Origin of the sequence: Streptomyces sp. NBC_00536, assembly GCF_036346295.1 — a bacterium.
Taxonomy (GTDB): Bacteria; Actinomycetota; Actinomycetes; order Streptomycetales; family Streptomycetaceae; genus Streptomyces.
The window spans coordinates 2,439,138-2,462,742 of record NZ_CP107819.1; the positions used below are offsets into that span (position 1 = coordinate 2,439,138).

General features: G+C 72.9%; 23 protein-coding genes. 13 read left to right on the forward strand and 10 right to left on the reverse strand.

Annotation, left to right across the window (positions count from 1 at the left end):
- Positions 1-227 precede the first annotated feature (227 nt).
- The 3 genes from panB (at position 228) to OHS33_RS10550 (ending at position 3,075) form a co-directional block, all read left to right on the forward strand.
- Positions 228-1,088 (forward strand): 3-methyl-2-oxobutanoate hydroxymethyltransferase, encoded by an 861-nt coding sequence (gene panB / locus OHS33_RS10540; protein WP_330330127.1) that lies wholly within the window; start codon positions 228-230, stop codon positions 1,086-1,088.
- A 107-nt stretch (positions 1,089-1,195) separates the two neighbouring features.
- Positions 1,196-2,227: an ATP-binding cassette domain-containing protein gene (locus OHS33_RS10545; protein WP_330330128.1), complete on the forward strand. Its 1,032-nt coding sequence runs from the start codon at positions 1,196-1,198 to the stop codon at positions 2,225-2,227.
- Positions 2,224-3,075, forward strand: coding sequence for an ABC transporter permease (locus tag OHS33_RS10550; protein ID WP_330330129.1), 852 nt, complete (start codon positions 2,224-2,226; stop codon positions 3,073-3,075). The genes OHS33_RS10545 and OHS33_RS10550 overlap by 4 nt, the downstream gene beginning before the upstream one ends.
- Positions 3,076-3,122: 47 nt before the next feature.
- On the opposite strand, the gene OHS33_RS10555 is transcribed toward OHS33_RS10550, so the two are convergent.
- Complete coding sequence (locus OHS33_RS10555; RefSeq protein WP_330330130.1) at positions 3,123-6,470, reverse strand: AfsR/SARP family transcriptional regulator; 3,348 nt, start codon at positions 6,468-6,470, stop codon at positions 3,123-3,125.
- Positions 6,471-6,565: 95 nt separating this feature from the next.
- Between OHS33_RS10555 and OHS33_RS10560 the strand changes: the two genes are divergently transcribed.
- Positions 6,566-7,390 carry a site-2 protease family protein gene (locus tag OHS33_RS10560; protein WP_330330131.1) on the forward strand — a complete coding sequence of 275 codons (825 nt, stop codon included), beginning with the start codon at positions 6,566-6,568 and terminating at the stop codon, positions 7,388-7,390.
- Here OHS33_RS10560 and OHS33_RS10565 read toward each other — a convergent pair.
- Complete coding sequence (locus OHS33_RS10565) at positions 7,371-7,625, reverse strand: hypothetical protein (RefSeq protein ID WP_443065280.1); 255 nt, start codon at positions 7,623-7,625, stop codon at positions 7,371-7,373. The two genes, OHS33_RS10560 and OHS33_RS10565, sit on opposite strands and share 20 nt — an antisense overlap.
- 82 nt (positions 7,626-7,707) lie before the next feature.
- On the reverse strand, positions 7,708-8,412 hold the full coding sequence (npdG, locus tag OHS33_RS10570; protein WP_330330133.1) for an NADPH-dependent F420 reductase: 705 nt from the start codon (positions 8,410-8,412) through the stop codon (positions 7,708-7,710).
- 94 nt (positions 8,413-8,506) lie between these two features.
- Here npdG and OHS33_RS10575 point away from each other — a divergent pair, with 94 nt between their 5' ends.
- Positions 8,507-9,115 carry a hypothetical protein gene (locus OHS33_RS10575; RefSeq protein WP_330330134.1) on the forward strand — a complete coding sequence of 203 codons (609 nt, stop codon included), beginning with the start codon at positions 8,507-8,509 and terminating at the stop codon, positions 9,113-9,115.
- Between the two features lie 49 nt (positions 9,116-9,164).
- On the opposite strand, the gene OHS33_RS10580 is transcribed toward OHS33_RS10575, so the two are convergent.
- A complete protein-coding gene (locus tag OHS33_RS10580; RefSeq protein WP_330330135.1) occupies positions 9,165-9,404 on the reverse strand; it encodes a hypothetical protein in 240 nt (79 codons plus the stop codon).
- A 58-nt stretch (positions 9,405-9,462) separates the two neighbouring features.
- On the opposite strand from OHS33_RS10580, the gene map reads away from it, so the two are divergent.
- Positions 9,463-10,320, forward strand: coding sequence for a type I methionyl aminopeptidase (map, locus tag OHS33_RS10585; protein WP_330330136.1), 858 nt, complete (start codon positions 9,463-9,465; stop codon positions 10,318-10,320).
- A gap of 157 nt (positions 10,321-10,477) precedes the next feature.
- Positions 10,478-11,125 (forward strand): biliverdin-producing heme oxygenase, encoded by a 648-nt coding sequence (locus OHS33_RS10590; RefSeq protein ID WP_330330137.1) that lies wholly within the window; start codon positions 10,478-10,480, stop codon positions 11,123-11,125.
- A gap of 89 nt (positions 11,126-11,214) precedes the next feature.
- Here the strand turns inward: OHS33_RS10590 and OHS33_RS10595 are convergent, their stop codons facing one another.
- The 4 genes from OHS33_RS10595 to OHS33_RS10610 form a co-directional block, all read right to left on the reverse strand.
- Complete coding sequence (locus OHS33_RS10595) at positions 11,215-11,529, reverse strand: hypothetical protein (RefSeq protein ID WP_330330138.1); 315 nt, start codon at positions 11,527-11,529, stop codon at positions 11,215-11,217.
- Positions 11,530-11,629: 100 nt separating this feature from the next.
- Positions 11,630-12,280 carry a PhzF family phenazine biosynthesis protein gene (locus tag OHS33_RS10600; protein WP_330330139.1) on the reverse strand — a complete coding sequence of 217 codons (651 nt, stop codon included), beginning with the start codon at positions 12,278-12,280 and terminating at the stop codon, positions 11,630-11,632.
- Positions 12,281-12,299: 19 nt separating this feature from the next.
- Positions 12,300-13,769 carry an HtaA domain-containing protein gene (locus OHS33_RS10605; protein WP_330330140.1) on the reverse strand — a complete coding sequence of 490 codons (1,470 nt, stop codon included), beginning with the start codon at positions 13,767-13,769 and terminating at the stop codon, positions 12,300-12,302.
- A 43-nt stretch (positions 13,770-13,812) separates the two neighbouring features.
- Positions 13,813-15,231: an HtaA domain-containing protein gene (locus OHS33_RS10610; protein ID WP_330330141.1), complete on the reverse strand. Its 1,419-nt coding sequence runs from the start codon at positions 15,229-15,231 to the stop codon at positions 13,813-13,815.
- 143 nt (positions 15,232-15,374) lie between these two features.
- Here OHS33_RS10610 and OHS33_RS10615 point away from each other — a divergent pair, with 143 nt between their 5' ends.
- From OHS33_RS10615 to efeU, 6 genes are all read left to right on the forward strand, one after another.
- Positions 15,375-16,442: a heme/hemin ABC transporter substrate-binding protein gene (locus OHS33_RS10615; RefSeq protein ID WP_330330142.1), complete on the forward strand. Its 1,068-nt coding sequence runs from the start codon at positions 15,375-15,377 to the stop codon at positions 16,440-16,442.
- 7 nt (positions 16,443-16,449) lie between these two features.
- Positions 16,450-17,568 (forward strand): FecCD family ABC transporter permease, encoded by a 1,119-nt coding sequence (locus OHS33_RS10620; RefSeq protein WP_443065430.1) that lies wholly within the window; start codon positions 16,450-16,452, stop codon positions 17,566-17,568.
- A 44-nt stretch (positions 17,569-17,612) separates the two neighbouring features.
- On the forward strand, positions 17,613-18,452 hold the full coding sequence (locus tag OHS33_RS10625) for a heme ABC transporter ATP-binding protein (protein WP_330334993.1): 840 nt from the start codon (positions 17,613-17,615) through the stop codon (positions 18,450-18,452).
- Positions 18,453-18,637: 185 nt separating this feature from the next.
- A complete protein-coding gene (efeO, locus tag OHS33_RS10630; protein WP_330330143.1) occupies positions 18,638-19,774 on the forward strand; it encodes an iron uptake system protein EfeO in 1,137 nt (378 codons plus the stop codon).
- A 21-nt stretch (positions 19,775-19,795) separates the two neighbouring features.
- Positions 19,796-21,127 carry an iron uptake transporter deferrochelatase/peroxidase subunit gene (gene efeB / locus OHS33_RS10635; RefSeq protein ID WP_330334994.1) on the forward strand — a complete coding sequence of 444 codons (1,332 nt, stop codon included), beginning with the start codon at positions 19,796-19,798 and terminating at the stop codon, positions 21,125-21,127.
- Between the two features lie 18 nt (positions 21,128-21,145).
- On the forward strand, positions 21,146-21,982 hold the full coding sequence (efeU, locus tag OHS33_RS10640) for an iron uptake transporter permease EfeU (RefSeq protein WP_330330144.1): 837 nt from the start codon (positions 21,146-21,148) through the stop codon (positions 21,980-21,982).
- Between the two features lie 32 nt (positions 21,983-22,014).
- Here the strand turns inward: efeU and OHS33_RS10645 are convergent, their stop codons facing one another.
- Positions 22,015-22,587: a GNAT family N-acetyltransferase gene (locus OHS33_RS10645; protein ID WP_330330145.1), complete on the reverse strand. Its 573-nt coding sequence runs from the start codon at positions 22,585-22,587 to the stop codon at positions 22,015-22,017.
- Positions 22,584-23,450: a PhzF family phenazine biosynthesis protein gene (locus OHS33_RS10650; RefSeq protein WP_330330146.1), complete on the reverse strand. Its 867-nt coding sequence runs from the start codon at positions 23,448-23,450 to the stop codon at positions 22,584-22,586. The genes OHS33_RS10645 and OHS33_RS10650 overlap by 4 nt, the downstream gene beginning before the upstream one ends.
- Positions 23,451-23,605: the final 155 nt, after the last annotated feature.

Below are 23,605 nucleotides of genomic sequence, written 5' to 3' on the forward strand. Positions count from 1 at the left end.
ACAACCCGGAGGACGAACGGCCGTACGGGGAAGGTTCCGCTTGTCACGAAACGCGCACATTGGCTCGGGCGCGCCTCGCGGGCGGCTCGGGCCGGGCCGGGCCGCGGGGCGGGTGTGACGGACCGGTCACCGGAGCACTACCGCGCCGGGCCGCGGTGGTGCCACCATGGTGGGTGAGTCCGGGGACGCCGTAAGGGTGCCTCGAGATGACACAAGGAGCAGTTGCAATGACGCATGCCGTTTCGCCTGCCCGCGAAGCCTCCGGCCCCACCCTGTACGGGGGCAAGGGCAGCCGTCGCATCACCGTCCGTGACCTGGGCCTCGCCAAGGAACGCGGCGAGAAGTGGCCCATGCTCACCGCTTACGACGCGATGACCGCGTCCGTCTTCGACGAGGCCGGGATCCCGGTCATGCTCGTCGGCGACTCCATGGGCAACTGTCACCTCGGCTACGAGACCACCGTCCCGGTGACGATGGACGAGATGACCCTCCTGTCGGCGGCGGTCGTACGGGGCACCAGCCGGGCCCTGATCGTCGGCGACCTCCCCTTCGGCTCGTACCAGGAAGGCGCGGTGCAGGCGCTGCGCAGCGCCACCCGCCTGGTCAAGGAGGCCGGTGTGGGCGCGGTCAAGCTGGAGGGCGGCGCGCGTTCGCTGGCCCAGACCGAGCTGATCGTGCAGTCCGGCATCCCGGTCATGTCCCACCTGGGGCTGACCCCGCAGTCCGTCAACGCCATGGGGTACCGGGTGCAGGGGCGCGGCGACGAGGCCGCGCACCAGCTGCTGCGGGACGCGAAGGCGGCGCAGGACGCGGGCGCCTTCGCGGTGGTCCTGGAGCTGGTGCCGGCCGAGCTGGCCGCCGAGGTCACCCGCTCCCTGCACATTCCGACGGTCGGCATCGGCGCGGGCGCGGAGTGCGACGCCCAGGTCCTGGTGTGGACCGACGCGATGGGTCTGACCGGCGGGAAGATGCCGCGCTTCGTGAAGCAGTACGCGAACCTGCGGGCGACGATGACGGACGCGGCGAAGGCCTTCGCCGAGGACGTGGTCGGCGGAACGTTCCCGCTGGAAGAGCACAGCGTCCACTGATCCACGGCCCCTGACACGGCACCGGCACGAGCACCGACACCGCACCAGCAGTCCTGTAGGCCCGCTGTAGGTCGGCTGTCGGTGCTTTGTCAGTGAGGTCTGGTCCCATGAGGGACATGACGCGAAACGACAACACCCCCGGCCGTGGGGCACACGGCACCCACGCGGTAGAGGTACGGGGACTGGTCAAGCACTACGGCGAGACCAAGGCCCTGGACGGCGTGGACCTCGATGTCCGTGAGGGCACGGTCCTCGGGGTCCTCGGCCCCAACGGCGCCGGGAAGACCACCCTGGTCCGCTGCCTCTCCACCCTGATCACCCCGGACGCGGGCACCGCCGTCGTCGCGGGCTTCGACGTGGTCCGCCAGCCGCGGCAGCTGCGCCGCACCATAGGCCTGACCGGCCAGTACGCCTCGGTCGACGAGAAGCTCTCCGGCTGGGAGAACCTCTACATGATCGGGCGGCTGCTGGACCTGTCCCGCAAGGACGCCCGCCGCCGCGCGGACGAGCTGCTGGAGCGGTTCTCGCTGACCGACGCGGCCAAGAAGGCCGTCATGAACTACTCCGGCGGCATGCGGCGGCGCCTGGACCTCGCCGCGTCCATGATCGGCAGCCCGGCGGTGCTCTACCTGGACGAGCCGACCACCGGTCTGGACCCCCGTACCCGCAACGAGGTGTGGGACGAGGTGCAGCGGATGGTCGCCGAGGGCGCGACGGTCCTGCTCACCACCCAGTACATGGAGGAGGCCGAGCAGCTCGCCAGCGAGCTGACGGTCATCGACCACGGCAAGGTCATCGCCAACGGCAAGGTCGACGAGCTGAAGGCCCGGGTCGGCGGCCGCACCCTGAAGATCCGCCCCGCGGACCCGGCCGACCTGCCGGGCATGGCCCGCTCGCTGGCCGAGACCGGCCTGGACGGCCTCGCCGGCAGCCAGGCCGTCCCGGACGAGGGCGTCCTGCTGGTCCCGATCCTGAGCGACGAGCAGCTGACCGCGGTGGTGGGCCTGCTGGCCGCCCGCGGCTACGCCATCGCCGACCTGGGCACCTACCTGCCCAGCCTGGACGAGGTCTTCCTCGCCATCACCGGCCACAAGGCCACCCCCGTGGACGCCCACCAGACCGAGGAGGTAGCGGCATGAGCACCGTCACCACGAAGCCCACCCCCACCCGCTCCGCCCCGGTCTCCGGACCGGCCGCCGCGAGCGACGAGGGCCGCCTGGGCCTGCGCGCCCACCTGCGCCACATCGGCGCGCTGGCCCGCCGCAACGTCCTGCAGATCAAGCAGGACCCCGAGTCGATGTTCGACGTCCTGCTGATGCCGATCATCTTCACGCTGCTGTTCGTGTTCGTCTTCGGCGGCGCGATCTCCGGCAAGGGCAACCAGGAGGCGTACGTCAACTACGTCGTCCCCGGCCTGATGGCCATGATGGGCATGAACATCGCGATGGGCGTCGGCACCGGCGTCAACGACGACTTCAAGAAGGGCGTGATGGACCGCTTCCGGTCCATGCCCATCGCCCGGTCCTCGGTGCTCATCGCCAAGATCGTGGTCGAGGTCGGCCGCATGATGGTGGCCATCGCGATCCTGCTCGCCGTCGGCTTCATGCTGGGCCTGTCCATCAAGACCTCGGTCTTCGACCTGCTCGCGTCCATCGGTCTGGCGGCCGTCTTCGGCGCCTCGCTGATGTGGATCTTCATCCTGCTCGGTCTCACGATGAAGACCGCCCAGGCCGTGCAGGGCATGGCGATGCTGGTCCTGATGCCGCTCCAGTTCGGCAGCTCGATCTTCGCCCCGCCGACCACGATGCCCGGCTGGCTGCAGTCCTTCACCGACTACAACCCGCTGTCCAACCTGGCCGACGCGGCCCGCGCCCTGATCAACGGCACGCCGATCGGCAACTCCGTGTGGATCACCCTGGCCTGGTCGGTGGGCATCACCGTGGTCACGATGCCGATCGCGGTCCGCAAGTTCCGCAACAAGACCTGACGGACCGATCCGGGCGGGACCGGATCGCGTCCCGGGCCCGCCACGGGTCAGACGAGGGCGGTGGCCTCCTCCAGGGAGAGGCCGCCGCCTTCGGCGTACGCCGCCTCGAACGCCGCGTCGCCCAGCACCGCCCGGGCCCATTCTTCGGTCCGGGCCGCGCCCGCGCGTTCCGTGGTGACCGGCACGTGGGCCGGGGGCAGCAGGGCCCGGTAGGCACCGAACAGCCGGGCCGCGGCCAAGCCGTGCCCGCTGCCGCCGAGTCCGGCGTGCGCCTCGGCCGCGGCCAGCAGGTACACGGCGGGCATCTGCGGCGAGACCATCAGGGACAGCGGGTCCCCGAAGGTCGTCAGCGCGAGCCTGACCTGCGCCAGGGCGTCCTCGTGCTTGCCCTCCTCGTTGTCCAGCCACGCCACGATGCCCTGCAGGAACCCGTCGAAGACGGCGAAGACGCCGTAGGCGAACTCCTCGCGCAGGTCCTGGAGCTGGGCACGGGCCTCGGGGATCCGGCCGGTGGAGCCGAGCCGGGTGGCCAGGAACATCCGGGCGGGAGGCATCGCCTCGCCGCCGAAGCGCTGTTCGGCCGCCAGGACCTCGGTCAGGATCTCCTCGGCCTGCTCGCCGCCGCCGTCCTCCAGGAGGACCCCGGCCATCCGGACGCGCAGCACCAGTACCTGGCCCCGGGCGCCGAGGCGTTCGGCGTGCCCGATGGCCGCCCGGTAGTCCTCGGCGGCCAGGGCGTACTCGCCGCGCTTCTCGCGGGATTCCGCGCGGGCCGAGAGGGCCTCGGCGCAGCCCCAGTCGTCGCCCAGGTCCTCGAAGATGGCCAGGCTCTCGTCGGCGTCGCGGGCCGCGTTCCCCGCCCAGTCGGCCCGGTTGGCCAGCACGTTGGCGCGCAGCTGGAGGGCGGAGCCCAGTTCCCAGCGGTAGCCGAGCCTGCGGCTGGTCTCCACCATGTCGTCGGCGATCCGCCGGAGCGCGCCCGGGTCGCCGCCGATCATCGCAGCGTAGATCCACAGGGACCCGGGGTTGCGGCAGATCTGCGGCAGGCCGGGCCGGTAGGCGGCGACCATGCCGTCGATCCGCGGGCGGAGGTCCGGTGCGAACCAGCTCTCGTTGCTCTGGTCGCGGGCGGCGAGCTGGAGCAGCCCGATGCCGCGCCAGGCCTCGGTGAGCAGCTCCCCGGTGTACGGCGGGGGCGTGTCCACGACCTGTTCGTACACGGGCTGCGCGGGGGTGACGGGCTGCGCGAAGGGGTCCGGTCCGAGGGCCGCGACGGCGTTGGTCCAGTGCCGCATCTCGCTGCGCAGGTCCCGCATCTGCCAGTACCAGAAGAGGGCGTGGACCAGGCACAGCGCTTCGCCCGCGTCGCGGGTGGCGACGGCGCGGCGCAGGGCGGTGCGCAGGTTCTCGTACTCGGTGGCGAGCCGCTCGGCGCCCTCGCGCTGGCCGCGGCCGCGCAGCAGCGGGTCGGTGGTGCGGGCGAATTCGCGGTAGTGGACGAGGTGGCGGCGGCCGGTGGCGTCCTGGTCGGCGGCGGTGGCGGCGAGCCGTTCGGCGGCGTATTCGCCGACGGTCTCCAGCAGCCGGTAGCGCATGTCCCCGCCGGGTCCGGGGGCGGCGACGACCAGGGACTTGTCGACGAGTGAACCGAGTACGTCGGCCACGTCGGAGATGTCTCCGTCGGCGCCGTCCTGCGCGCAGACGGCTTCGGCGGCGGTCAGGTCGCAGCCGCCCGCGAAGACCGACAGCCGGGCCAGGACGGTGCGTTCGGGTGCGTCCAGCAGGTCCCAGGACCAGTCGACCACCGCCCGCAGCGTCTGCTGGCGGGGCAGCACGGTCCGGCTCCCGCTGGTCAGCAACCGGAAGCGGTTGTCGAGGCGGTCGGCGATCTGGCGCGGGGTGAGCAGCCGCAGCCGCGCCGCGGCCAGTTCGATGGCCAGCGGCAGCCCGTCCAGGCGGCGGCAGATCTCGGCGGCGGCGGCCGGGTCGTCGGCGACGGTGAACCCGGGGCGGGCGGCGGCCCCGCGCTCCGCGAAGAGCCGCACCGCCATCGGGTCGGGCAGCGGTTCCACGGGCCGCAGCAACTCCCCCGGCACGCCGAGGGGTTCACGGCTGGTGGCCAGGATCTGCACGCCCGGGCAGTGCGTGAGCAGCCGCTCGGCCAGCTCGGCGGCGGCGCCGATGACGTGCTCGCAGTTGTCGAGGAGGAGCAGCATGCGGCGCCGGGAGCAGTGTTCGGTGAGCCGCTCCAGGGGGTGGTCGCCGGTCTGCCCGGTGAGGACGCGCAGTTCCTCGGCGGCGGCGCCGCGCAGTTTGGTCTCGCGGGCGCCGAGGGCGGCGAGGGCGGCTTCGGCGACGTCCTCGGGGTCGTCGACCGGGGCCAGTTCGACCATCCAGACCCCGTCGGGCCAGTGGGCCGGGCCGGCGCCGGCCCGGGCGTGGGCCTCGGCGGCCTCCTGGGACAGCCGGGTCTTGCCCGCCCCGCCGGGGCCGAGGAGGGTGACCAGCCGGGCCCCGGCGAGGTCGGCGCCGATGACCCGGATGTCGTCCTCGCGGCCGACGAAGGTGGTGAGCCGGGCGCGCAGATTTCCATCGGGTGCGGCCCCGTCGGGGGCGGCCGGTACGGGCGCGGGGGGCGCGGGGGCGGTGACCGCCGCGGGGGTCTGGGCGGCGGGCGGCGGGGCCAGCAGTTCCGTGTGCAGGGCGCGCAGGGCGGGTCCCGGGTCGGCGCCGAGCCGGTCGGCGAGGTCGCGGCGTACGCCGTCGTAGGCGGCCAGGGCCTCGGCGGGGCGGCCCGCGTCGCGCAGCGCCCGGATCCGCAGGACCTGGAGGGGTTCGTCCAGGGGCAGGTCGGCGCACAGGGCGGCCAGTTCGGGCAGCGCCCGCTCCGCCTCGCCCAGGGCGAGGGCCGCGCCGAGGCGGCCCCGGCGCGCGTCCAGCCGTACGGTCTCCCAGCGCGCGGCCTCGGCGGCGGGATCCGGCAGGTCCGCGAGGGCGGGGCCGCGCCACAGGGCCAGCGCCTCGTCGTACAGCTCGGCGGCCCGGCCCGGCTCGCCCGCCTCCAGGTGCCGGGCGGCGGTGCGGGCGAGGCGTTCGAAGCGGTAGAGGTCGATGTCGTCGCGCTCGGCGGTGAGCCGGTAGCCGCCCTCCTCGGAGGCGACGGCCCCGTGCCCGGCGGCCCGGCGCAGCCGCCCGATGAGGGCCTGGAGGGCGCCGGAGGCGTCCTGGGGCGGTTCCTCGCCCCAGACCTCGCCGACCAGGACCTCGGCCGGCACCGCCCGCCCGGGGCGCAGGGCGAGCGCGGTCAGGAGCGCGCGCAGGCGTGCCCCGCCGAGGGCGACGGGGGTTCCGTCGCCGCGGATTGCCTGGGCACTGCCGAGAATCGCGTAACGCACCGGCCCATTGTCACCGGCGCGGGCCCCGAACCCACCGGGATTACGCGGCGGGCCGAGGGGGCATCCCGTGGATCGGGGTCGGATAGGTTTCGGGCATGGGTCATCAGGGTGGGCGCGACGAGCGGCGGATCAGTGCGGTGTTTCTCGGGATCGCCGCGGTCATGGGCGTCACCGGGTGGGCCGTGTGGACCGATTACGCGGCGAGCACCGGGCTCGCGGTGTTCCTCTTCGTCACGTCCGCGTGGATCGTCTCGCTGTGCCTGCACGAGTACGCGCACGCCCGTACCGCCCTGCACGGCGGGGACCTCTCGGTCGGCGCGAAGGGCTACCTGACGCTCAACCCGCTGAAGTACACGCACGCGCTGCTGAGCATCGTGCTGCCGGTGGTCTTCGTGATCCTGGGCGGGCTCGGTCTGCCCGGCGGGGCCGTGTACATCGACCGCGGGCGGATCCAGGGCCGGTGGAAGCACAGCCTGATCTCGGCGGCGGGACCGCTGACCAACGTGCTGTTCGCCGTCGTGTGCACGGCGCCGTTCTGGCTGGACGGCCTGGACGGGGTGCCGGTGCCCTTCCGCTTCGCGCTCGGGTTCCTGGCGCTGCTCCAGGTCTCGGCGGCGATCCTGAACTTCCTGCCCGTGCCGGGCCTGGACGGCTACGGCGTGATCGAGCCGTGGCTGTCGTACAAGGTGCGCCGCGAGGTCGAACCGCTGGCGCCCTTCGGGCTGCTCGCGGTCTTCGCCCTGCTGTGGATCCCCGGGGTCAACGCGTTCTTCTTCGACGTGGTGAACGCGGTCCTCGCCAAGCTCGGCGTGTCCGACTTCGAGACCTACTGCGGCCGCGACCTGTACACCTTCTGGCGGGACGCCAACCCGGTCTGCTCGGTCAGCTCGCTCGGCCCGGTCAGCTCGCTCGGCGGCTGAGCCGGTCCTTGCGCAGGTAGAACCACGCCATGTTCGAGGTCACGCCCGCCAGCAGCACCCAGACGATGCCGAGGAAGCTGCCTTCCACGAAGGCGACGACGGCCGCGGCCACGGACAGGGCGCAGACGACAAGGGCGAACACGGCGAGGCGGGGCATGGGCCGAACTCCACGGGGGCGCTGAGGGGACACGGAGGGGGACACGGAACGGGGCCGATCCCCTCCAGTGTCCCCCATGGCGGAGGTGGCCCGGGCGTCGCCCGGACCTCGCCCGTCCGCCCGCTCGGACGCCCGCTCGGACGCCCGCTCGGACGCCCGCTCAGACGTCCGTGACGCGCAGGCCCGCGTGGGCCTTGTAACGGCGGTTGACCGAGATCAGGTTGGCGACCAGCGACTCCACCTGGTGGGCATTGCGCAGCCGGCCCGCGAAGACCCCGCGCATGCCGGGGATGCGCGCGGCGAGGGCCTGGACGATGTCGGTGTCGGCGCGGACCTCGCCGAGGACCATCACGTCGGTGTCGATCTCGTCCACCGACTCGTCCTGGAGCAGGACGGCCGACAGGTGGTGGAAGGCGGCGGTGACGCGCGAGCCGGGCAGGAGCAGGGCGGCCTGCTGGGCGGCGCTGCCCTCCTCGGGCTTGAGGGCGTAGGCGCCCTGCTTGTCGAAGCCCAGCGGGTTGACGCAGTCGACGACGAGCTTGCCCGTCAGCTCCTCGCGGAGCGCCTCCAGCGTCTTGGCGTGGCCGTCCCACGGCACCGCGATGATCACGATGTCGCTGCGCCGCGCGCACTCGGCGTTGTCCGCGCCCTCCACGCCGAGGCCCAGTTCCGCGGCGGCGGTCTCGGCGCGGTCGGCGGCGCGCGAGCCGATGATCACCTTCTGGCCGGCCCGGGCGAGCCGGTAGGCGAGGCCGCGGCCCTGGTCACCGGTGCCGCCGAGGACGCCGACGATCAGGCCGGAGACGTCGGGCAGGTCCCGGGGGTCCTTCGCCGGGGGCTTCTGGGTGCTGTCTGAGGAAGTCATGGGGGCGAGCGTACTGCCGGGTAGCGCAAGGCCGAATGGGTGAGGAGGCAGTGGGCGTTCCCGTTTGCTCCGTCCGTGGTGCAGGATGCGGCCCATGGATGCCGTCAGAGTCGCCCTGCTGCGCGAGGTGCTCGCGGGTACGGAGTGGCCCGGGGCCGCCCGCCGGTTCGCGGGAGCGCTGCGCCGTTCGGTCGTACCGGCGGGCGGGAACCTGCTCCTGGTGGGCACCGAGCAGTACGAGCCCTGGCACCTGGCCGCGCACCTCGTGGACGAGGCCGCCTGGTCCGGGCTGCCGGCGCTGGCGCCGACGCTGGTGCGCCACCGGGTGGCGGCCGGGGAGCCGCCGCACCTGTCGGTGGGCCTGGGGCGCCTCGCGGCGGCCCGGCGCGGGCACACGCTGCTGGTGGTGGCCCCGGAGCGGCCCGGTGCGGGGCTGCTGGAGCGGGTGCACGACGCGCGGCGCGCGGGGGCGACCGTACTGTCCCTCGACGGCGGGGACCGGGAGCTGGCCACGCTGGCGCACGACGCGCTGTCGGTGTCGGTGTCCGACGGCGCCTGCCTGGATCTGGACACGGTCCAGCACCTGGTCAGCGCGGCGGCCGGGGAGAACAGCGTGCCGGCGCAGCGCACCCCGCGCCGGTTCCGCGACCGGCTGGCGCGGCTGGCCGAGCAGCTGACCGCGCCGCCGCCCAGCCGCTGGTAGCGGGGCGACGGCCAGGTCTGAAGGGACGGCCTACGGGCGCCCGGCCGCTCTAGGGAGCGGCCTCCCCCTCGCCCTCTTCCCGGGTCTTGTCGTTCCACTTGGGGTCGTTCTGCCATTCCAGGTTCCGCTCCTGCGCGGTCTCCATCGCATGGCTCGCCTCCTCGGGCGTGGCGTAGGGACCGAAGCGGTCCTTCGCCGGGCACTCCGGCCCCTCCTCGACCTTGTTGTGGACGAGGCAGTAGTACCACTCGCCCGCTTTGCCCACCTGGCGCTTCTTGAACAGAGCCATTCGGTGCTCCTTCCTCTGTCGCCATGCTGCCCGATCCCCGCTGGATACACTCGTTCGCATGTCTGGCCAGTCACTGCTCGTTCCAGGCGAGCTTTCCCCCGCCCTTTCCGTTCCCGGAAACATCCGCCGGCCCGAGTACGTGGGCAAGCCCGCGCCCACTCCGTACACCGGGCCGGAGGTGCAGACGGCCGAGACCATCGAGGCGATGCGCATCGCCGGCCGCATCGCCGCACAGGCGATGGAGGAGGCCGCCAAGCTGATCGCCCCCGGGGTGACCACCGACGCGCTGGACCGGGTCGCGCACGCGTACATGTGCGACCACGGCGCCTACCCGTCGACCCTGGGCTACCGGGGTTTCCCCAAGTCCCTCTGTGCCTCCGTCAACGAGGTCATCTGCCACGGCATCCCGGACTCCACGGTGCTGCGCGACGGTGACATCGTGAACCTCGACGTCACGGCGTACATCGGTGGTGTGCACGGCGACAACAACGCCACCTACCTGTGCGGTGACGTCGACGAGGAGTCGCGCCTGCTGGTCGAGCGCACCCGCGAGTCGCTGAACCGCGCCATCAAGGCGGTCAAGCCGGGCCGCCAGATCAACATCATCGGCCGGGTCATCGAGTCGTACGCCAAGCGCTTCGGCTACGGCGTGGTCCGGGACTTCACCGGGCACGGCATCAATTCGTCCTTCCACTCCGGCCTGATCGTCCCGCACTACGACAGCCCGCACGCCACCACCGTCATCGAGCCCGGCATGACCTTCACCATCGAGCCGATGCTGACGCTGGGCACCCACGAGTACGACATGTGGAAGGACGGCTGGACGGTCGTCACGAAGGACCGCAAGCGGACGGCCCAGTGCGAGCACACGCTGGTGGTGACGGACACCGGGGCGGAGATCCTCACGCTGCCGTAGGCCCGCTTACGTCAAACGACCCCCTGACAGGGCGGCGGGGAAGGCGTACATTTTTTACCGACAGGACGTCGGTAACCGATTGACTTAGGTAAGCCTAAGTAGGAAGATCGGCTTGTACGCCTTCCCGCTTCCCGCCCCCGGTCTCTGGAGGTCCGTCTTGGACGCCTTCTCTACGGTCATCCGCGTCGCCTCGCACGAGCAGCACACGGAGGCCGAGACCTCGTCGTTCATGAGCGACCTCCTCGGTGGGCGGCTCGGCGTGGACGCCTACACCCGCTACACCGAACAGCTCTGGTTCGTGTACCGGGCGCTGGAGGACGCGGCCGAATCCCTCAAGGACGACCCGGTCGCGGGACCGTTCATACAGCCCGAGCTGATGCGCGTCGCCGAGATCGAGCGCGACCTCGCCCACCTGCTCGGCCCCGGCTGGCGCGAGAACGTGGTGGCCCTGCCCGCGACCCGCGCCTACGCCGACCGGGTGGCCGCCTGCGCCGCCGAGTGGCCCGGCGGGTACGTCGCCCACCACTACACCCGCTACCTCGGCGACCTCTCCGGCGGGCAGATCATCCGCGACAAGGCCGAGCGCACCTGGGGCTTCGAGCGCAAGGGCGACGGCGTGCGGTTCTACGTCTTCGAGGCCATATCCAACCCGGCGGCCTTCAAGCGCGGCTACCGCGAACTGCTGGACGCGATCGTCGCGGACGACCTGGAGAAGCAGCGCATCATCGACGAGTGCAAGCGCGCCTTCGACTTCAACGGAGCGGTCTTCCGCGAACTGGGCGCCCAGTTCCCGCTCAGCGCCTGAGCGGCCCGCCGCGCGGCGGGCACTAGGGGGTGTCTTGTGGATCAGGCCGGATCAGGGAGCGGCGCCTGGCGTGATCCACAAGACACCCCCTAACCCGCGCTGAGCGCCCAGGCGGCGAGCACCACGAAGATCACCACACCGTGCCAGCCGAGGGTGAGCAGGACACCGAGCACGCCCACAGCGGTACGCAGGCCCCGCTCCCGCACGAACCAGGCGGCGGCCACCAGGCCCAGCGGAACGGCGTACGGGAGGAACCACCCGAGCCCATCGGGCAGCTGGCGCCAGCTGTACCAGGCGGACAGCACTCCGAGGACCGACCATGCGGCCGACTCCCACCACCGGTACCTGTCGCCCCGTCGCGCGGGTACGGGTGCGGGTACGAGCGTGCTCGTGGTCGGGTTCATGACCCCATGGGACCCGACCGGCACCGGCCCGGGCGAGGGCGTACGTACTCAACCCGGCCCGTGCACGTACTCAGTCTCGGCCTCGGCCTCGGCCTCGGCCTCAGTCCGCGAAGCGGACCCGGCCGCCGATGTCGATCGTGCCGTCCGGGCCCGGGGCGGTGAGGATCTGGGAGCCCGCGCCCTGCGTGATGTTCAGCGCCCGGTTCAGCTGGGCCGTCAGCAGCAGCGCCGCCGAGCCCGTGGCCTCGTCCTCGGCGATCGCGCGGTCGGGGCGGCGCGGGAAGCCGCGGGCCCGGATCCGGCCCGCCCGCTCGTCCTCCCAGGCCCACGCGTACAGCCAGCCCTCGCCGGGCGGCGGGGCGGGCAGCGCCTCGACCTCGGCGGCGCTCGCGTACTGCTCGGTGCGCTTGCCCTCGACCCATTCGGCGCGGGCCGTGATCCAGGTGAACTCGCCGTCGTCGCGCGCCCATACGGCCCCCGCGGGCGGCCTCAGCTCCTCGACGTCCAGAAGCCAGGCGACCCCGACGAGCGGGTGCCCGGCGAAGGCCATCCGGGTGCCGGGCGTACGGATGTCGACGACCCCGCGCTCGGGGTCGTCGACGAACACCGTTTCGCTGTAGCCGAGTTCGGCCGCCAGCGCCTGGCGGGCCGCGTCATCGGGGTATTTGCCGCCGTCGCGCACGACGCCCAGCAGGTTCCCGTACCGCCCGTCGCCCGCGCAGAACACCTTGAGCACGTCGAGATCGTTCACGCGGGCATTCAAGCACGGGTCAGCCGCGCGGGGTGCGGCGCCTGCGGGCGAGGAACACTGCGCCCGCGCCGGCTGCGATCACCGCGCCCGAGGCGGCGAGGAGGGGGCCCGCGGGGACTTCGGCGCCGGTGGAGGCGAGGTTGCCGCCCGCCGAGCCGCCGGCAGTGCCGCCGCCTACGCTGCCGCCGCCTGCGGTGGAGCCCGTACCGCCCGTGCCGCCCGTGGTGCCGGAGCCGCCGGTGGTGCCGCCCGTGCCGCCCGTGCCGCCGGGCAGGGTGGTGTCCTTGTCGACGGTGACGGCGAGGTTGATGTCGTCGAGCCGCTCGCCCTTCGGGTACATGGACGCGGACCCGTTGAGGAAGGCGGCCGAGCCCTCCGCCGTGAGCGCGGCGCGGACACCGTTCAGGGCGAGCACCCCGTTCGCCGTCTTGTAATCGGCCTTCGGCAGGCTGAGGGTGGCGAAGGGGACGTCCTTCTTGTCGGCGGTCGCGGTCTTCACGTCCAGGATCAGCAGGCCCTTGTCGCCCTGGGCGCTGATCCGCGGGTTGGCGAAGGTCATGTCGATGTGGTGGTCGGCGTACTGGAAGCGCAGGTTGCCCGCGAAGGACGCGTCGAGGGTGCCCTTCTTCGCGTCGAGCGTGCCCTTGCCCGCGGTGAAGTCGAAGGTGTCGCCGTTCCTGGCGGCGCCGTCGGCCGGGGTGACCGTGCCCTTGGCCCTCAGGACGTACGTACGGAACGACTCCTTCATCCCCCAGGTCAGCCTGCCGCCCAGGAGCTGCTGCGGGCCGTCCGCCGACGGGGAGGGCGAGGAAGAGGAAGGGGAAGGGGGCGAGGACGACGCGGGCGCCGAGGGTGACGGGGACTGCGAGGCGGGGGCAGAGGGCGAGGGGGACGGCTGCGCGAGTTCCAGCTTCGCCGACAGCGGGTCGCCCGCGATGTCCTTGTAGGTGTCGGAACCGAGCTGGTCGGCGAACTCCTTGGTGAGCTTGGTCGTCAGCTTGTCCATCACCGGCCCGGTGAAGCCGACGGTGGCCAGCGGGACGGCCGGGGTCGACACGCCGTTCTTCTTGATGTCGGCGGTGAGCTTGCCCGTACCGGTGTCGAAGCGCAGGTTGCTCAGGGTCACCTCGAAGCCGTGGAGCGTGGACTTGAAGGTGACGCTGCCCTTGAAGGCCGCGGTGACGACGTGGGTGCCGCCCCCGTCGTACTGGCCGGTGGCCGAGCCGAAGGTGAAGGTGTCGTCGGTGTTCTTCGTGGCCCCGTCCGCGACGGTGATCTCGCCCTTCGCCATGCCGAGGACGTAGGCGCGGTAGCGCTCCAGCACGCCCCAGGTCAGCGTGCCGTTGGTGATCGGGGTGGGCGCGGCCTTCTCGGTGGCGGCCCGGGCGCCGCCCCCCGCCGTCGCGGGCAGGACGAAGGCGGTGGTGCCGAGCGCGGCGGCGGTGACGAGGACGGCCGCGGCGGCCATCGGGCGCAGGTGGGACGACATGGCTCAGGACTCCAGAGGAGGAAGAGGGGTGTGGGTACGTGCGTCAGTCGGCGGTGGGGGCGGCCTCGGCCGTACGGCGCTTGCGGACCACCAGGAAGGCGGCGCCGCCGACCAGGACCAGGACGGCCGCGCCGAAGGCGGCGTACAGCCCCGTGTGGGAGGAGGAGGAGGCGGCGGCGGTGGCTCCGGCCGGGCCGGGGGTGGCTTGCGGGGTGGCGGCGGCCGGTGCGGGCGGGGCGGTCGAGCCCAGGTTGGGCAGGGCCGGGAGCTGCGCCGTGGTGTCGAGCGCGACGGCGAGCGAGACGGGGTCCATCTCGGTGCCCGCCTTGTACAGGGAGCCGAAGGCCTTGGAGCCGCCCTCGGTGAGGGTGGTGGGGGCCTCGGTGAGGGTGGCGAGCTTCCCCTCCGTCGTGAGTCCCTTGGCGTCGAACTCGGCGAGGGCGACGGCGTTCTCGGTCTTGCCCGCGGTGGTGACGTCGGCGCTCAGGACTCCCTTGCCGTTCTCCACCTTGACGCTCATCTTGCCGAGCGTGAGGTCGAGATGGGCTCCGGTAAAGCGGACGCTTCCCGCGAAGGCCGCGTCGAGGGTGCCTTTCGCGCCGTCGTAGGCGCCCTTGCCCTGCGGGAAGCGGAACAGCGCGCCGCCGTCCTGCGCGCCCTCGGCGAGGGTCCACTTGCCCTGGCCGATGGAGCCGGTGACGTACTCGCGGAAGGTGCGCCGGACGCCCCAGTCCACGGCGGCGTCGGCGATGGCGCCCTGCGGGGTTTCGGCGCCGGGGGCCGTGGTGGCGGGCTGCGGCGCGCCCGGCGTCGGGGCGGTACCGCCCGCGGCGGCGAGCACGTCGGCGGAGAGCGAGACGGGGTCGAGTGCGGCGCCCGCCGCGTAGTAGCCGGCGAAGGACTGCGCGCCCTGGCTGGTCAGCGTGGCGGGGATGTTGGTGAGGGCGAGCGGGCTGCCGCCGCCCTTCATGTTGATCCCGCCGAGGCCGAGGGTGGCGAAGGGGACCTGGGACCGGGTGCTGACCGCGCCGGTGTCCTTGGCCTTGCTGGTGACGTCGAGGTACAGGGTGCCGGAGCCGCCGGAGATCTTCACGGTGGGGCGGCTGACGCTCAGGTCGAGTTCGTAGCCGCCGTCGGGCTTCTGGTGGCCCTGGAAGGTGACGCCGCCGGAGAAGGCGGCGTTGAACTCGCCGCTGTCCGGGTCGTAGGAGCCGGTCGCGGAGTGGAAGCGGAAGAGGCTGCCGCCGACGGTGGCCGCTCCGTTCTTCAGCCGGAAACTGCCTTTCGCGACCGGGCCCGTGACATAACTCTGGAATGACGATTTGACGCCCCAGTCCAGCCGCCCTCCCTGGACCGTGCGGCTCGCGGCCTGCGCGGTCGCGGGGAGCAGCGCCCCCAGCAGGGCCGCCAGGAGCGTCGCCAGCAGGGCGGCGGCGAGCGGACGGGCGGGTCGGGTGGGCATGAATGTCCCTCCAGGGTCTGGCGAGTCAGGTTAGGCTAACCTAAGCTACCTCCGGTCGGGTGTGGAACCCCTCGGTCGGCCACAATCCCCCGGACTCCAGTCGGATCCCCCGGACTCCCGTCGGACGACAGGACGGTGCCTTCGTGCCTACGCCCGCCGCGTCACCCCGCTTCCCCCGCTTCCCCCTCCTCGCCGTCGCCCTGGCCGCCGTACTGGCCCTCGGACTGACCGTGGCGGGCTGCGGGCCACACCCAGGCAGTCCAGGGGCAACCGCCCACGCCCCCGCGGCTCCGGACCGGGTGGAGCCGCTCTCGCCCGCGCCGACCCCCGCCCTGCCGGTGACCGTGCCCTCGGCCGACGGCACGAGCGTCACGGTGGCCTCGGCCGACCGGATCGTGCCGCTCACCGGCAGCCTCAACGAGATCGTCCACACCCTCGGCCTCGGCGACCGGGTCGTCGCCCGGGACATCACCGCCACCTTCGAACAGGCCGCGAAACTCCCGGTGGTGACCCGCGCGCACGACGTCTCGGCGGAGAGCGTGCTCTCGCTGCGGCCGACCCTGGTGATCGCGGAGACCACGACCGGCCCGGCCGAGGCCGTCCGGCAGATCCGTGACGCGGGCATCCCCCTGCTCGTGATCGCACCGGCCAAGACGCTGGCCGACGTACCGAAGCGGATCGAGGCGGTGGCCGCGGCGCTGGGCGTCAAGGACGCCGGTACGCGGCTCGACCAGCGCACCGCCGAGCGGATCGCCGCCGCCCGCAAGACGATTCCGGCCACGGCGGGCGCCCCGGGCGCATCGGGCGCTCCGGGCGCCCCGGGTAAGAAGCCGAGGGTCGCCTTCCTCTACCTGCGCGGCACCGCCTCGGTGTACCTGCTGGGCGGCGCCGACTCCGGCGCGGGCTCGCTGCTGGAGGCCGCGGGCGCGGTGGACGCGGGCAAGGAGTCGGGCCTGGCCAAGGACTTCACCCCGATCACCAGCGAAGCGCTGGCCGCCGCCGCGCCCGACGCGATCCTCGTCATGACCAAGGGCCTGGAATCGGTCGGCGGCATCGACGGCCTGGTCAGGATCCCGGGCGTGGCCCAGACCCCGGCGGGCATGGACCGCCGCGTGGTCACCGTGGACGACGGCGTACTGCTCAACTACGGCCCGCGCACCGACCAGGTCCTGACCTCGCTGATCGCCCAGCTCTACGGCAAGGCCGCCTGACGTGCCCCTGTCCTACGACGCACCCTCCGACGCCACCTCCCCCGCGACCTCCGAGCCCACGGCCCCCGCCGCGGACCCCGAACCCGCCAAGGCCAAGCCCCGCGGCAGGGCGGCCCTGCTGACCGCCGCCCTGGTCGCCGCGCTGGTCGTGCTCGCGCTCGTCTCCGCCGGGACCGGGGCCTACCGCATCCCGGTCGGCGAGGTGCTCGGCTCGGTCCGGCACCACCTCGGGCTCGGCGGGACCCCCCTGGACCGGGTCGGCGAGAGCGTGCTGTGGAACGTACGCCTCCCCCGCGTCGTGCTCGCCCTGCTCGTCGGGGCCAGCCTGGGCTGCGCGGGCGCCCTGATGCAGGGCGTCTTCGGCAACCCGCTCGCCGAGCCGGGGGTCATCGGGATCTCGGCGGGCGCCGCCGTCGGCGCGGTCGCCGCGATCGGCCTCGGGCTGACCTTCCTCGGCAACTGGACGGTTACCGTCTGCGCGTTCGCCGCGGGCCTGTTCACCGTCTCCGCCGTCTACCTGCTCTCCCGCAACGGCGGGAAGACGGAAGTCGTCACCCTCATCCTGACCGGCATCGCCGTCAACGCCTTCGCGGGCGCCCTGATCGGCATGTTCGTCTTCTTCGCGGACAGCGGCCAGGTCAACCAGATCACCTTCTGGCAGCTCGGCTCGCTCGCCCAGGCCACCTGGCCCAAGGTACTCGCCGTCCTGCCCTGCGCCCTGGCCGGACTGCTGCTCGCGCCCGTCTACGCCCGCAAGCTCGACCTGCTCTCCCTCGGCGAACGCCCCGCCCGGCACCTCGGGGTGGACGTCGAACGGCTGCGCCTCGCCCTGGTCCTGGTGGTCGCGCTGCTCACCGCCGCGGCCGTCGCCGTCGCCGGGGTGATCACCTTCGTGGGCCTGCTCGTCCCGCACCTGCTCCGCATGGCCAACGGCCCCGGCCACCGCTTCCTGGTGCCCGGCAGCGCGCTCGCCGGGGCCGTGGTCCTGGTCGCGGGCGACCTGGCCGCCCGGACCGTCGCCCAGCCCGCCGAGCTGCCGCTCGGTGTGCTGACCGCCCTGATCGGCAGCCCGTTCTTCTTCTGGCTGCTGCGTCGCACCCGCCGCAAACAAGGAGGCTGGGCGTGACCACCACGGCAACCACCACGGCAACCGGCAAGCGGTTCGGCGGCCTGTTCGGGCGGCGCGGGCGCGCCGTCCCCGAGCGGCCCGCCGCCGGGGCGGTCTTCGCGCAGGCCGCGGGGCTCTCCGTACGCCACGGGGCGCGCGAGGTGCTCCGGGGCATCGACCTGACGGTGCGGGCCGGGGAGGTGCTGGCCCTGGTCGGCCCCAACGGCGCGGGGAAGTCGACCCTGTTGGCAGCGCTCGCCGCCGATCTGCCCGCCGCCTCCGGGACGGTACGGATCGACGGCCGCGCGGTCGGCGACTGGCCGGCCCCCGACCTGGCGCTGCGCCGGTCCGTGCTGCCCCAGGCGGCCGCGCTGGCCTTCCCCTTCCCGGTGGAGGAGGTCGTACGGATGGGCCGCGCGCCCTGGGCCGGCACCCCGCTCGCCCGCTCCGACGACCAGGTGGTGGCCGCGGCGATGGCCGCCACCGAGGTGACCGGCTTCGCGGCGCGGCCGTTCGCCGCCCTGTCCGGCGGCGAGCGGGCCCGGGTCGCGCTGGCCCGCGTACTGGCCCAGGCCGCGCCGCTGCTGCTGCTCGACGAGCCGACCGCCGCGCTGGACCTGCGCCACCAGGAACTGGTGCTGCGGATCTGCCGGGAGCGGGCGGCGGCGGGGGACGCGGTGGTCGTCGTCCTGCACGACCTCGGGCTCGCGGCCGCTTACGCCGATCGGGTGGCGGTGCTCCACGAAGGGCGGATCGCGGTCGACGGGCCTCCGGCCGAGGTGTTCGAGGACGCCCTGCTGAGCCGTGTCTACCGGCAGCCGGTCGAGGTCCTGGCGCATCCGCGCACGGGGGCGCCCCTGGTGGTTCCGGTCCGTTCAGGCCACGACTTGACCAGTACTTGACCCTCCCTTGGCGCGCCCGTGACGGGGCCGTGACGACCCCGTGTCCACCGCTGGAAGGTGAGAGGTGAATCACTGGACGAGTGGGTATCGGTCAGGTAAGCCTCGGTTAAGTTAGGTCCGCCTCACCGAGCCTCACTGAGCCTCACGCAGCTGTGCCCAGCCATCCGCCTCGCCAGGAGCCCCTCATGCGATCCGCCGCCCGCTTGACCGTCTTCACCGCGGCTGCCGCCGTGGCCGCGCTCACCGCCGTCACGGGCTGCGCCCAGAAGAAGGACGCGGGCGACGGGGCGATCACGGTCGCCGCCTCGGACACCGCCTGCGACGTCTCCAAGAAGGAGACCCCGTCGGGCAAGGTCCAGTTCGAGGTCGAGAACAAGGGCTCCAAGGTCACCGAGCTGTACGTGTTCTTCCCGGACGGCCGGATCGTGACCGAGAAGGAGAACATCGGCCCGGGCACCAAGGCCACCATCACCGCCGAGATCAAGCCCGGCGAGTACGAGGTCGCCTGCAAGCCCGGCATGAAGGGCGACGGCATCCGCCAGAAGCTCAAGGTCACCGGCGAGGGCGGCGAGAAGCGCAGCCCCGAGCTGGACGCGGCCGTCGCCGAGTACCGCAAGTACGTCCAGGCGCAGGCCGACGAGACCCTCCCCAAGACCCAGGCCTTCGTGGACGCGGTCAAGGCCGGCGACGTCGAGGCCGCGAAGAAGGCGTACGCGCCCTCCCGCATCGGCTGGGAGCGCACCGAGCCGGTCGCGGAGTCCTTCGGTGACATCGACCCGAAGACCGACACCCGCGAGAAGGGCCTGGAGGCCGGGCAGACGTGGACCGGCTGGCACCGCCTGGAGAAGTCCCTGTGGGCCGACAACAAGATCGGTGACGAGGAGAAGAAGCTCGCCGACCAGCTGATGACCGACGTCACCGACTGGCAGAAGCGCATCGGCACGGCGGAGATCACCCCCACCTCGATGGCGAACGGCGCCAAGGAGCTCCTCGACGAGGTCGCCACCGGCAAGGTGACGGGCGAGGAAGAGACCTACAGCCACACCGACCTCGTCGACTTCAAGGGCAACGTCGAAGGCGCCGAGAAGGCCTACGAGCTGCTGAAGGCGACCGCCACGAAGAACGACCCGGCGCTCACCAAGCAGCTGGACACCCAGTTCGCGGCGCTGAACACGCTGCTGGACAAGTACCGCGCGGACAAGAGCAGCTACGAGTTCACCTCGTACGACAAGGTCGGCGCCCCCGAGCGCAAGGAGCTTTCGGACGGCGTCAACGCGCTGGCCGAACCGCTCTCCAAGCTCGCCGCCGCCGTCGCGAAGTAAGGGGAGGCACTGATGTCCGACATGACGCCCGATCCGGCAGCCGGCTCCGACCGCGCGCCGCAGAGCACCTCTGAGACCGCCGCCGACAGCACCACCGGCAGCACCGGCAGCACCACCGGCAAGGGCTCCACGCCCTCGCGCCGTTCCGTCCTCGGCTGGGGCGGGGCCGGGCTCGCGCTCGGCGCCGCCGCGGCGGGCGGTACGGTCGCCGCGCTCGGCGGCGGGTCCGACGCCGTCCCCGCGGCCTCCGCGGGCGCGGCCGTGCCCTTCCACGGCGAGCACCAGGCCGGTATCGCCTCCGCCGTCCAGGACCGGCTGCACTTCGCCGCGTTCGACGTGACGACGAAGGACCGCGCCGAGCTGATCAAGCTGCTCAAGGACTGGACCGAGGCGGCCCGGCTGATGACCTCCGGCCAGGCGGTCGGCGAGGGCGCCTTCGGCGGCCTCGCGCAGGCCCCGCCGGACGACACGGGCGAGGCCGTCGGCCTCAAGCCGTCCCGGCTGACCCTCACCATCGGCTTCGGCCCCGGCCTGTTCGCCAAGGACCGCTTCGGGCTGGAGGGCAAGCGCCCGGACGCCCTGGTGGACCTGGAGGCCTTCCCCGGCGACAACCTGGACCCGGCCCGCTCCGGCGGCGACCTGTGCGTCCAGGCCTGCGCCGACGACCCGCAGGTCGCGGTGCACGCCATCCGCAACCTGGCCCGCATCGGCTTCGGCAAGATCGCGGTGCGCTGGTCGCAGCTCGGCTTCGGCAAGACCTCGTCCACGACGCCCGACGCGCAGACCCCGCGCAACATGATGGGCTTCAAGGACGGCACCCGGAACGTCTCGGGCACCGACGACAAGGGCCTCGCCCAGCACGTGTGGGCGGCCACCGGCGACGGCAGCGACTGGATGACCGGGGGCTCGTACCTGGTGGCCCGCCGCATCCGGATGCACATCGAGACCTGGGACCGCACCTCCCTGGAGGAGCAGGAGGACGTCTTCGGCCGCGACAAGGGCGAGGGCGCGCCGGTCGGCAAGGCCAAGGAGCGCGACGAGCCGTTCCTCAAGGCGATGAAGCCGACCGCCCACGTGCGCCTCGCGCACCCGGACAGCAACAACGGCGCGACGATCCTGCGCCGCGGCTACTCCTTCACCGACGGCACGGACGGCCTGGGCCGCCTCGACGCGGGCCTGTTCTTCCTGGCCTACATGCGCGACATCCGCAAGGGTTTCGTGCCGGTGCAGCGGAGCCTGTCGAAGAACGACGCGCTCAACGAATACATCCAGCACGTGGGTTCGGCCGTCTTCGCCGTCCCGCCGGGCGTCCGTGACAAGGACGACTGGTGGGGCCGGACGCTGTTCGCATAACGGCGGGGAGGAACCGACATGTTCAGCAACTACCTGATCGGACTGCGCGAGGGGCTGGAAGCCAGCCTCGTCGTCTGCATCCTCATCGCGTACCTGGTGAAGACCGGGAACAAGGACAAACTGGGGCCGCTGTGGCTCGGCGTGGGCCTGGCCGCCGCGCTGTCCCTGGCGTTCGGCGCGGGACTGGAGTTCGGCACCTCGGAGCTGACGTTCCAGGCGCAGGAGGCGATCGGCGGCAGCCTGTCGATCATTTCGGTGGGCCTGGTGACCTGGATGGTCTTCTGGATGAAGCGCACCGCGCGGCACCTGAAGAGCGAACTCCAGGGCAAGCTCGACGCGGCGCTCGCGATGGGCACCGGCGCGCTGGTGACGACCGCGTTCCTGGCGGTCGGCCGGGAGGGTCTGGAGACCTCGCTGTTCGTGTGGCGTTCGGTGCACGCGGCCGGTGACGGCGCGGGTCCGCTGATCGGGGTGCTCCTCGGCATCGGCACCGCGATCGTGCTGGGCTGGCTGTTCTACCGGGGCGCGCTGAAGATCAACCTGGCGAAGTTCTTCAAGTGGACCGGCGGCATGCTCGTCGTCGTCGCCGCGGGCGTGCTCGCGTACGGCGTCCACGACCTCCAGGAGGCGGACTTCCTGCCGGGGCTGAACAGCAAGGCCTTCGACGTCACCGGGGCGATCCCGCCGGACAGCTGGTACGGGACCCTGCTGAAGGGGACCTTCAACTTCCAGGCGGACCCGACCGTGCTGCAGATCTCCGTGTGGGCGCTGTACCTGGTGCCCGTGCTGGCGCTGTTCCTCTATACGGCGAAGGCGCCCGCGCCGCGGCAGACCCCGGTGGGCGCCGGGAAGTGACGTATGACCGGTGACCAGTGACCAGTGAACGGTTACCAGAGCCGGTCGATGGTCCCCGAGTACAGGCCGATCCGGGCCCCCGCGAAAGCGGCGGCCGGGTCGGCCTGATCCGTTTCCGCCTCACCGAAGAACTCGGCCATGACGACCTTGTCGAAGCCCGGCGCGTCCGTGGCCAGCGGGTCCTCGGGCGTGCCGCCGACCAGCACCGCCCCGGGCAGCCGCCGGAACCCGGCCGCCTCGTAGAAGGCCGCCAGCTCCCGGTCACAGCTGAACAGCGCCAGGTCCGGCCCCGGCCGGGCCGCCAGCGCGGCCCGCGCCGCCGCGACCAGACGGCCGCCGTGGCCGCGCCCGCGCGCGTCGGCGCGGGTCACCACCGCGCTCAGCCCGGCGGCCCGGTACGTGCGTCCCGCGTGCCGGATCTCCTTGTGCAGCAGGGTCAGGGCCGCGGCCACCGCCCCCGCCTCGTCCAGGAGCAGCATCACGCGGGGCGCGAGGGCGGGGTCGTGGCCGGGCGTGCTGCCGGGCCAGGCCTGTGCCTCCAGGGCGGCGGTCTGCGCGGCGAGTGCGTCGGGCAGGTCCGCCTCGGCGTAGGTCACGATCCTCACAGGATGCGGGCTCCGGCTCCGCCGACCCGGACCCGGGAATCGCCCGCGCGCAGCTCGACGCTCAGCACGCCCGGGCGGCCCATGTCCGCGCCCTGGTGCAGGGTCAGGACGGCCTCGTCGGGGACCAGGCCCAGCTCGCGCGCGTACGCCCCGAAGGCGGCCGCGGCGGCGCCGGTGGCCGGGTCCTCGACCACCCCGCCGACCGGGAAGGGGTCGCGGACGTGGAAGACGTCGGGCGCGGCGCGGTGCACGAGCTGGACGGTGGTGAGGTCCAGGCGCCGCATCAGCGCCTCCAGGCGGGCGAAGTCGTACGAGAGGTCCGCGAGCCGCTCACGGGTGGCGGCGCCGAGCACCAGGTGCCGGGCCCCGGCGTAGGCGACCTTCGGCGGGAACGCCGGGTCGAGGTCGGCGGCCGGCCAGTCCAGCGCGGCCAGCGCCTCGGCCAGGTCGGCTGCGCCGATCTCCTCCAGGTGCGGTTCCACACTGGTGAGGGTGGCGCGCAGGCCCCCGTCTTCGTCGGCGGTCACCGAGACGGGGACGGTACCGGCGCGGGTCGCGAAGACCAGCTCGCCGGGGCCGGTCCGCTGGCGCTCGGCCAGGGCGATGGCGGTGGCGACGGTGGCGTGGCCGCAGAAGGGGACCTCGGCCTTGGGGCTGAAGTACCGCACGGTGAACGCCCGCCCCTCCTCGCCGAGTCCCTCGGGCGGGGCGGTCAGGAACGCGGTCTCGCTGTACCCCAGCTCCGCGGCGATCTCCAGCATCCGCGCCTCGCCGAGCCCGCGCGCATCGAGCACGACCCCGGCGGGATTCCCCCCTGCGGGATCAGCGGAAAAGGCCGTGTACCTCAAGATCTCAGTCGCCATGCCCGCCTCAACCTCCGAGTCGTCCCGCCCATTCCCGGGCCGGGCACATCCAGTGCGGGCCGAGTCCGGCCATTCACGCCTCCGGCGGGCCCTCAAACGCCGGGCAGGCTGGATTTGCCCCCCTCGGCTCCGCCAGGCAACCCCGCACCCACGCC